Annotated in this window: 9 protein-coding genes and 1 riboswitch; of the genes, 8 read left to right on the plus strand and 1 reads right to left on the minus strand. The window is 71.3% G+C overall.

Features of this window, described 5'->3' with window-relative positions; genetic code table 11:
* Positions 1–36: 36 nt before the first annotated feature.
* From JWN97_RS06830 to JWN97_RS06845, 4 genes are all read left to right on the plus strand, one after another.
* The gene (locus JWN97_RS06830; RefSeq protein WP_297620375.1) at positions 37–687 is read left to right on the plus strand and encodes a fasciclin domain-containing protein; all 651 of its coding nucleotides are present in this window, start codon (positions 37–39) and stop codon (positions 685–687) included.
* 42 nt (positions 688–729) lie between these two features.
* Entirely contained in the window at positions 730–1,359 is a 630-nt protein-coding gene (locus JWN97_RS06835; RefSeq protein WP_297620378.1) for a sigma-70 family RNA polymerase sigma factor, read from the plus strand.
* Positions 1,356–2,090 carry an anti-sigma factor gene (locus JWN97_RS06840; protein ID WP_297620381.1) on the plus strand — a complete coding sequence of 245 codons (735 nt, stop codon included), beginning with the start codon at positions 1,356–1,358 and terminating at the stop codon, positions 2,088–2,090. The genes JWN97_RS06835 and JWN97_RS06840 overlap by 4 nt, the downstream gene beginning before the upstream one ends.
* Positions 2,091–2,176: 86 nt before the next feature.
* Entirely contained in the window at positions 2,177–3,742 is a 1,566-nt protein-coding gene (locus JWN97_RS06845; RefSeq protein ID WP_297620384.1) for an FMN-binding glutamate synthase family protein, read from the plus strand.
* A 12-nt stretch (positions 3,743–3,754) separates the two neighbouring features.
* Here JWN97_RS06845 and JWN97_RS06850 read toward each other — a convergent pair whose 3' ends face one another.
* Positions 3,755–5,197 carry a trehalose-6-phosphate synthase gene (locus JWN97_RS06850; protein WP_297620387.1) on the minus strand — a complete coding sequence of 481 codons (1,443 nt, stop codon included), beginning with the start codon at positions 5,195–5,197 and terminating at the stop codon, positions 3,755–3,757.
* Positions 5,198–5,376: 179 nt separating this feature from the next.
* Here JWN97_RS06850 and JWN97_RS06855 point away from each other — a divergent pair, with 179 nt between their 5' ends.
* The 4 genes from JWN97_RS06855 to thrC all read left to right on the plus strand — a co-directional run.
* Entirely contained in the window at positions 5,377–5,670 is a 294-nt protein-coding gene (locus JWN97_RS06855; protein WP_297620390.1) for a DUF3263 domain-containing protein, read from the plus strand.
* An 88-nt stretch (positions 5,671–5,758) separates the two neighbouring features.
* Positions 5,759–6,232 carry a LytR C-terminal domain-containing protein gene (locus JWN97_RS06860; protein WP_297620392.1) on the plus strand — a complete coding sequence of 158 codons (474 nt, stop codon included), beginning with the start codon at positions 5,759–5,761 and terminating at the stop codon, positions 6,230–6,232.
* 66 nt (positions 6,233–6,298) lie between these two features.
* Complete coding sequence (gene otsB / locus JWN97_RS06865) at positions 6,299–7,132, plus strand: trehalose-phosphatase (RefSeq protein WP_297620395.1); 834 nt, start codon at positions 6,299–6,301, stop codon at positions 7,130–7,132.
* A gap of 74 nt (positions 7,133–7,206) precedes the next feature.
* A riboswitch (SAM riboswitch) is annotated at positions 7,207–7,346 on the plus strand.
* Positions 7,347–7,356: 10 nt separating this feature from the next.
* On the plus strand, positions 7,357–8,376 hold a 1,020-nt coding region (gene thrC / locus JWN97_RS06870), incomplete at its 3' end, for a threonine synthase (RefSeq protein WP_297620398.1).

The raw sequence follows: 8,376 nt of genomic DNA on the forward strand, positions 1-8,376 counted from the left end.
CGGGCGCGACCCTGTGCCCCCGACGGAAGGACCCCCATGAAGCGACGCGTACCCACCCTGCTCGCAGCCTCGGCCCTCGCACTCGGCGCCGTGTCGGCGACCGCCCCCGCAGCCTCGGCCAACGCGGCCAAGGCGGCGCCGGGCGAGACCAGCCTCGCCGGGCTGCTCACCTCCGACGGCAACCAGTTCGACAAAAACACGTCTGACTTCGACATCGTGACCGAGGCGGCCCTCGCCGTCGTCGGCGCCAAGCCCGACTCCCCGGTCGCCCTGCTCGCCGACGGCAGCCAGCGCCTGACGGTGTTCGCGCCCACCGACCAGGCCTTCCGCCTGCTGGTCAAGGACCTCACCGGCCAGACGATCAAGAGCGAGAAGAAGATCTTCGAGTCCCTGGTCGCACTCGCCGGTGTCGACACGATCGAGACCGTCCTGCTCTACCACGTGGTCCCGGGCAAGACCCTGACCAGCGGCAAGGTGCTCAAGTCCGGCGGCGCCAAGCTCGCCACCGCCCAGGGCGGCAAGGTCAAGGTCAGCATCAAGAAGAAGCCGAGCCTGTCGATCACGCTCAAGGACCTGGACAAGAGCGACCAGAACCCGAAGGTCGTGCTCAAGGCCCTCGACCTCAACAAGGGCAACAAGCAGGTCGCGCACGGCATCGACCGTGTCCTGCGTCCGATCGACCTCTGAGTCTTTGGACAGCGGTCCAGCGATGAGGGGTGGGGAGCGCCGGTGAGCTCGGTGGCGTTCCCCACCCGCCCGCCCCGCGACTACGGTGGCGCCGTGGTCACCGGCGTACGCGAGTTCGAGGGCGAGCAGGACGAGTACGTCCTGTCCGTGGCCGCGCGGCTGGTCGCGGGCGAGGAGAGCGCGCTCGAGGAGATCTACGACCGCTGGTCGGCCCTCGTCCACACCTGTGCCCTGCGCGCACTCCACGACCCCCACGACGCGGAGGACGTCACCCAGCAGGTCTTCGTGGCCGCCTGGCGCAGCCGCCACACGCTCACCCCGAGCCCGTCCGCCCTCCCCTCCTGGCTGATCGGCATCGCCCGCCACAAGATCTCCGACGTGCGCGCCGCGCGCTCGCGAGACGTCGACCGGGCACGGGCGGTGGCGGCGGTTCCCGACTCCGACCTCACCGTCGAGGCCGCCGACCGCGAGATCGCGGACCGCCTCGTCGTGCGCCAGGCCGTGCAGGACCTGCCCGACCCGCGCCGCACGATCGTGTTCCTCGCCTTCTGGGAGGAGCGCAGCCACGCCGAGATCGCCGAGACCACGGGCCTTCCGCTCGGCACCGTCAAGAGCCACGTCCGCCGTGGCCTGATCCACATCCACCAGCAGCTCGAGGGGGTGCGCCGATGACCCACGTCGACCTCGACGACCTCGCCGCGCTCGTGCTCACGCCCGACGAGAGCCCGGCCGACGTGCGCCGCCATGTCGACTCCTGTGCCGACTGCCGCGCCACGGCGGCCGCCCTGTCCGACGTACGACGTCTCGCGGGCGAGGAGCCGCTCGTCCCCGCCTCTGCCCGGGTCCGCGAGCTGGTGCTGGCAGAGGTCCGCTCGCCCGTGCCGTCCGACGACGGCGTGGTGCGCGCGGTGCCCCTTCCCGTGGCTGCCACCCCGGAGGCCAGCCGCAGCCGCGTCCCGGTGTGGGCCGCCGGCCTCGCGGCCGGCATCGCGCTGGTCGTCGGGCTGGGTCTGGGCCGGCTGACCGCGGACGACGAGTCCGTGACGCCGGAGGCGCAGCCCACGGACGCCGGCGCCGTGGTGGCCGCGGCCGACCTCACCGCGCTCGACAGTGATGCCGACCGCGGCGTCGCCCGCGCCGTGCGTGAGGACGACATGGTCACCCTGCGGGTGTCGGCGCGCGAGCTCGGCGACGAGGACGGCTTCCACGAGGTGTGGCTGATCAACGTCGACGGCACGCGCATGGTCGCGCTCGGCGTGCTGGCCGAGGGGGACACCGGGGAGTTCCAGGTGCCGCGCGGCCTGATCGAGGAGGGCTACCGGATCGTCGACATCTCGGTCGAGCCCGACGACGGCGATCCCACCCACTCGGGTGTGAGCCTCGCGCGCGGCGAGCTGGCCTGACGCCGTACTCCTCGACAACCCGACGCCGGGGGACTAGGAACGACGCATGAGGACCCTGGCATGAGCACCGGCATGAGGAACCCGGCATGAAGTGGCGGTACGCCATCCTGGGCGGCACGGCCGCGGCCGGCGCCGCGACGGCCGTGCACGACCTGGTCCAGAAGAAGCACGCGATCCTGCGCAACTTCCCGATCGTGGGCCACGGCCGGTTCCTGGTCGAGAAGTTCGGTCCCGAGCTGAGGCAGTACATCGTCACCAGCAACGACGAGGAGCGGCCCTTCAGCCGCGACCAGCGACGCTGGGTCTACGCCAGCTCCAAGCTGGAGAACAACTACTTCGGCTTCGGCACCGACAACGACGTCGAGAACCTCGAGGGCTACCCGGTAGTCCTGCACCGCACCTTCACCGGCCCGGGCGCCGCGGTCATGCCGCACGCGCAGGAGGAGGTGGTGCTGCCCTGCGCCAAGGTGATGGGCGCCGCGCGCGGGCGCAGGCACGCCTTCCGCCCGAGCTCGGTCGTCAACATCTCCGGGATGAGCTTCGGCTCGCTGTCCGGCAAGGCCGTCGAGTCGCTCAACAAGGGCGCCGCGCTCGCCGGCTGCCTCCAGAACACCGGGGAGGGGGCGCTATCCCCGCACCACCGGCACGGCGGCGACATCGTCTTCCAGATCGGCACCTCCTACTTCGGCTGCCGCGACGAGCAGGGTCGCTTCGACCTCGACCGGCTCGTCGACCTCGTCCGCTCGGCGCCGGTGCGGGCGGTCGAGATCAAGCTCAGCCAGGGCGCGAAGCCCGGCCTCGGCGGGATGCTCCCCGGGGAGAAGGTCAGCCGCGAGATCGCCGAGATCCGCGGCATCCCGGAGGGCCGGGACTGCGCCTCGCCCAGCCGGCACGCGGAGTTCCACGACGTCGACTCGATGCTCGACTTCGTCGAGCGCGTGGCCGACGCGACGGGGCTGCCCGTCGGCATCAAGTCCGCGGTCGGCAACCTCACGATGTGGGACGAGCTCGTCGAGGAGATGGCGCGCGGCTCGCGAGGGGTCGACTTCGTCAACATCGACGGCGGCGAGGGCGGCACCGGGGCGGCACCGATGATCTTCGCCGACTCCGTCGCCTACCCCTTCCGCATCGGCTTCGCCCAGGTCTACCGCCGCTTCGCCGCGGCCGGGCTCGCCGACGACGTCGTGTTCATCGGCGCCGGCAAGCTGGGCATCCCGGAGAACGCGATCGTGGCCTTCGCGCTCGGTGTCGACATGGTCAACGTCGGGCGGGAGGCGATGATGGCGATCGGCTGCATCCAGGCGCAGAAGTGCCACACCGACCACTGCCCGGTCGGCGTGGCCACGCAGAACCCGCGCTACACCCGCGGCCTCGACGTCGGCCTCAAGAGCGTCCGCGCCGCCAACTACGTCCGCTCCCTGCGCCGCGACCTGCTCAAGGTCTCCGAGGCCATCGGGGTCGTGCACCCCGGCCTGATCTCACCGGGCGACGTGGACCTCCTCGACGGCACGCGCTCGGCCGTCGGGCTCGCGCAGGCCTACGGGTACGACGCCGACTGGCCGCGCCTGGGCAAGCAGCTGGTCGCCGACGTCGAGGCGCTCATGGCCGCCCAGGCGGCCACGCACGAGGCGACGGCCGAAGCGGGGCCCTGACCCCCGGCCCGGTCAGGTCGACCGGGTCCGGCGCACCGTCTTGTCGTGGTGGTCGGGCAGCTCCTCGAGCTCGCTGAGGAACGAGTCGGCCCACCGCGCGACGTCGTGGTGCACGACCGTGCGGCGCATCGCCCGCATCCGGCGCCCGGCCTCCTTGTCGTCGGCCGTGAAGGCCTCGAGGAGCGTGGCCTTCATCCCGTCGATGTCGTAGGGGTTGACCAGCCAGGCCTGCCGGAGCTCTGCGGCCGCGCCGGCGAACTCCGACAGCACGAGTGCACCGGCATCGTCGTAGCGGCAGGCGACGTACTCCTTGGCGACGAGGTTCATCCCGTCGCGGAACGGGGTGACGACCATGATGTCGGCCGCACGGTAGAGGGCCGCCATCTCCTCGCGGGGGTAGGAGGAGTGCATGTAGGAGATCGCCGGCCGGCCGATGCGCCCGTAGTCGCCGTTGATGCCGCCCACCAGTCGCTCGATGTCGTCGCGCAGGATGCGGTACTGCTCGACCCGCTCGCGCGAGGGCGTGGCGACCTGCACGAAGACGGCGTCCTCGACGTCGAGGTGCCCGTCGCGGACCAGCTCGCCGAAGGCCCGCAGGCGGGAGTGGATGCCCTTGGTGTAGTCGAGCCGGTCGACGCCCAGGAAGATCCGGCGCGGGTTGCCCAGGGCCTCGCGGATCTCCGCGGCCCGCTTCGTGACCCCCTCCGACCTGGCCAGCTCCTCGAAGCCGGCGGTGTCGATCGAGATCGGGAACGCGGTCGCCTTCACCGGCCGGCCGTCGGGGAGGTAGATGGTGTCGCGGTGGGTCTTGTGCCCGACCCGGCTGCGCACGAGGCGTACGAAGTTGGCGGCGGCGCCCGGCAGCTGGAACCCGATCAGGTCGGCGCCCAGCAGCCCCTCGAGGATCTGGCGGCGCCAGGGCAGCTGGGAGAACAGCTCGGCGGGCGGGAAGGGGATGTGGAGGTAGAAGCCGATGCGCAGGTCGGGCCGCTGCACCCGCAGCATCTGCGGCACCAGCTGCAGCTGGTAGTCCTGCACCCACACGGTCGCGCCCTCGGCGGCGACCTCGGCGGCCCTGTCGGCGAAGCGCTGGTTGATCCGGACGTAGGACTCCCACCACTCGCGGTGGAACTCCGGCTTGGCCACCAGGTCGTGGTAGAGCGGCCACAGGGTGCCGTTGGAGAACCCTTCGTAGAACTCCTCGACCTCCTGGCCGCTCAGCGAGACCGGGACCAGGGAGAGTCCGTCCTCGACGAACGGCTCGAACTCGTCGTCGTCCGCCGACCCGGGCCACCCGATCCAGGCGCCGTCGCCGGCGCGCATCACGGGCTCGAGGGCGCTCACCAGGCCGCCGGGGGAGCGCCGCCACGACACGGAGCCGTCCGGCAGGTGGACGCGGTCCACCGGCAGACGGTTGGCCACGATCACGAGGTCTGCCTGGGGGGGTCGGGTCACCCGGCCACCCTAACGAGCCGCGGCGACGGCCAGACCACCCCACGGTGTCCGATCCCGGTTCTCGCCGGGTTTGTCCAGACGACTCGCCGAAGGCGAATGACATCGTTGTCGTTCGTCGCCTAGACTGCTGCCAGTGCACCCGGTCACGGGTGGACGTGGGGTCGAGGAGGAGATGGCACATGGACGCCGCGAAGCAGATCGCAGCCGAGCAGGAGACTGCGGCCGGGCTGAGCCAGCGCGACCGCGAGATCCTCGAGTTCGAGCGCCACTGGTGGAAGTACGCCGGCGCCAAGGAGCAGGCCGTCCGCGAGAAGTTCGACATGTCCTCCACCCGCTACTACCAGGTCCTCAACGCCCTGATCGACCGCTCGGAGGCGCTCGAGGAGGACCCGCTGCTGGTCCGCCGCCTCCGCCGCCTGCGCTCCTCCCGCCAGCGCCAGCGCTCCGCGCGCCGGCTCGGCTTCGAGATCTGACCAACCACTCACGATCGGCTCCTTCCCCATGGCCTCCTTCCCCAGCTCCGGCCACCGTTCCCTCCTGCCTCGCCGTGACGAGCGGGGGGTGGCCTTCCCGTCCCCCGTCGTGATGCTGTCGGTCCTGGCGGTCGCGATGGCCTCGATCACCTTCATCGCCACCCGCGACGAGGCGCCCACCGAGCGCCGGGTCGACACCGCCACCATCGCGAGCGCCGAGCAGACCCCGACGCCGACGGCGCCCACGACGCCCACGAAGACCCCCAAGCCCACGCCGCAGGTCGCGCGCGGCGAGGTCTACGTCGAGGTCTTCAACAACTCGGGCATCAAGGGCCTCGCCGCCACGACGGCCGCCAGGGCCACCCAGGTCGGCTGGGCCGTCGTCGGTGAGGACAACTGGTACGGCGTCGTCCCCACGACCACGGTCTACTTCCCGCCCCGGCTCAAGGCGGCCGGCAAGCAGCTGGCGCTCGACCTGGGCATCACGCGCACCGCTCCCGCGGTCGGCGTGATGAAGCGTGACCGCCTGACGATCATCCTCACCACCGACGCCCCGCAGTGACCTCCGCCCGAGGACGCTGATCTGGACAGTTCGCCCGGCGTCGTCGGTGCGTGGTTGGCTGCTCCCATGGAGTTCACCTCCGACGCGGCGCGCGCCCACTACGACGCCGTGCGCGACGTCCTCGCCGGTGTCGTGGTCGGGCTCGACTTCGACGGCACCCTGTCACCGGTGGTCGACGACCCCGAGGCGGCCCGCCTGCACCCCGGTGCTCCCGGCGCCCTGCTCGAGCTCGCCGAGGTGGTGCGCGCCGTCGCCGTCATCACCGGTCGCCCGGCCCGCCAGGCCATCGCGATGGGCGACCTCGACGCGCTCGGCAACGCCATGCTCGACCGCGGGGCCGAGCTCTTCGTCTTCGGCCAGTACGGCAACGAGCGCTGGTCGGCCACCGAGCAGCGGATCCGCTCGCCGCGCCCGCCCGCCGGGCTCGCCACCTTCGAGCGCGAGCTCCCGTCCGTCCTGCGCCGGGCCGGTGCCGGCGACGCCTTCATCGAGGAGAAGGGGCTGGCCGTCGCGGTCCACACGCGCCGGATGGACGACCCGGCCGGCGCGTTCGAACGACTCGTCGCGCCCATCGCGTCCCTGGCCGAGCGCCACCACCTCACGGTCGAGCCGGGACGCAACGTCATCGAGGTCCGCTCGGGCGAGATGCACAAGGGCCACGCGGTCCGTGCCTTCGTCGCCGAGCAGCAGGCGACCGGGGTGATCTTCGGCGGTGACGACCTCGGCGACATCGAGGCCTTCGAGGCGGTCCGTGCGATGCGCGACGACGGGCTGCCGGGGCTGGTCGTCTGCTCCGCGTCGCGCGAGCAGCCTGCCGACCTCGTCGACCTGGCCGACGTCATGGTCGACGGCCCGGGCGGCATGGTCGAGATGCTGGGCAGCCTGCTCCGCGTGCGCTGATCCGGCCCGCCCTTCCTGATCCACATCGTGGACTCGGTGTGCGCATCGTGAGACAGCGCGCCTACTGTGGGTCCTGCTCATCACGAGGGACTGAGGGAACGGCCCGTAGAAGTCCCGGCAACCACCCATGAGCCTCCTGTCCGGACCCGTCCGGCCAGTCATGGGAGCAGGTGCCAAATCCGACCCACGCGAGAGTCGCGGGGACAGATGAGAAGGAGGACTTCATGAGCACCCTGTTGGACGAGAGCACCACCCACACGTTGCGCGAGGGCGCCTTCGGCAACGCCCGCACCCTGTCGTGCCGCGAGTGCGGCCACGAGGTCGCGCTCGGCCCGTCGTACGCCTGTCCGGAGTGCTTCGGGCCGCTCGAGGTGGCCTACGACTTCCCGACCGTGACCCGCGAGGAGATCGCCGCCGGTCCGGCCAACATCTGGCGCTACAAGGCGCTCCTGCCGGTGCCGTCCGACATCGAGCAGAGCCCCAACATGGAGCCCGGCTTCACCCGCCTCCTCAAGGCCCACAACCTCGGTCGTGAGCTCGGCATCGACAACCTGTGGGTCAAGGACGACTCGACCAACCCCACCAACTCCTTCAAGGACCGTGTCGTCGCCTGCGCGCTGAGCGCAGCCCGCGAGTTCGACGCCAAGGTCTTCGCGTGCCCCTCGACGGGCAACCTCGCCAACGCGGTCGCCGCGGCCGGTGCCCGAGCGGGCATGAAGACCGTGGTCTTCATCCCCAGCAACCTCGAGACGCCCAAGCAGGTCAACTCGGCCGTCTACACCGACCGCCTCGTCGCGGTCGACGGCAACTACGACGACGTCAACAAGCTCGCCTCCGAGATCGCCGGCGAGGAGGAGGGGTGGGCGTTCGTCAACGTCAACGTGCGCCCCTTCTACGCCGAGGGCTCGAAGACCCTGGGCTACGAGATCGCCGAGCAGCTCGGCTGGCGGCTGCCCGACCAGATCGTCATCCCCATCGCCTCGGGCTCGCAGCTGACCAAGGTCGCGAAGGCCTTCCAGGAGCTCATCGACCTCGGCCTCGTCGAGGACAAGCCCTACAAGGTCTTCGGCGCCCAGGCCACCGGCTGCTCCCCGGTCTCGGTGGCCTCCAAGGCCGGCACCGACGCCATCCGCCCGGTCAAGCCCGACACCATCGCCAAGAGCCTCGCCATCGGCAACCCCGCCGACGGCATCTACGTCCTGGACGTCTGCCGCCGCTCCGGCGGTGCCGTGGAGGACATCACC

The sequence above is a fragment of the Nocardioides sp. genome (assembly GCF_025965415.1).
Taxonomy (GTDB): domain Bacteria; phylum Actinomycetota; class Actinomycetes; order Propionibacteriales; family Nocardioidaceae; genus Nocardioides.

What these genes read in the sequence shown, in the direction of transcription:
- JWN97_RS06845 (WP_297620384.1), top strand. Translation starts at nt 2,177, where the DNA reads ATGAAGTGGCGGTACGCCATCCTGGGCGGCACGGCCGCGGCCGGCGCC.
- otsB (WP_297620395.1), top strand. Translation starts at nt 6,299, where the DNA reads ATGGAGTTCACCTCCGACGCGGCGCGCGCCCACTACGACGCCGTGCGC.
- JWN97_RS06855 (WP_297620390.1), top strand. Translation starts at nt 5,377, where the DNA reads ATGGACGCCGCGAAGCAGATCGCAGCCGAGCAGGAGACTGCGGCCGGG.
- JWN97_RS06840 (WP_297620381.1), top strand. Translation starts at nt 1,356, where the DNA reads ATGACCCACGTCGACCTCGACGACCTCGCCGCGCTCGTGCTCACGCCC.
- JWN97_RS06830 (WP_297620375.1), top strand. Translation starts at nt 37, where the DNA reads ATGAAGCGACGCGTACCCACCCTGCTCGCAGCCTCGGCCCTCGCACTC.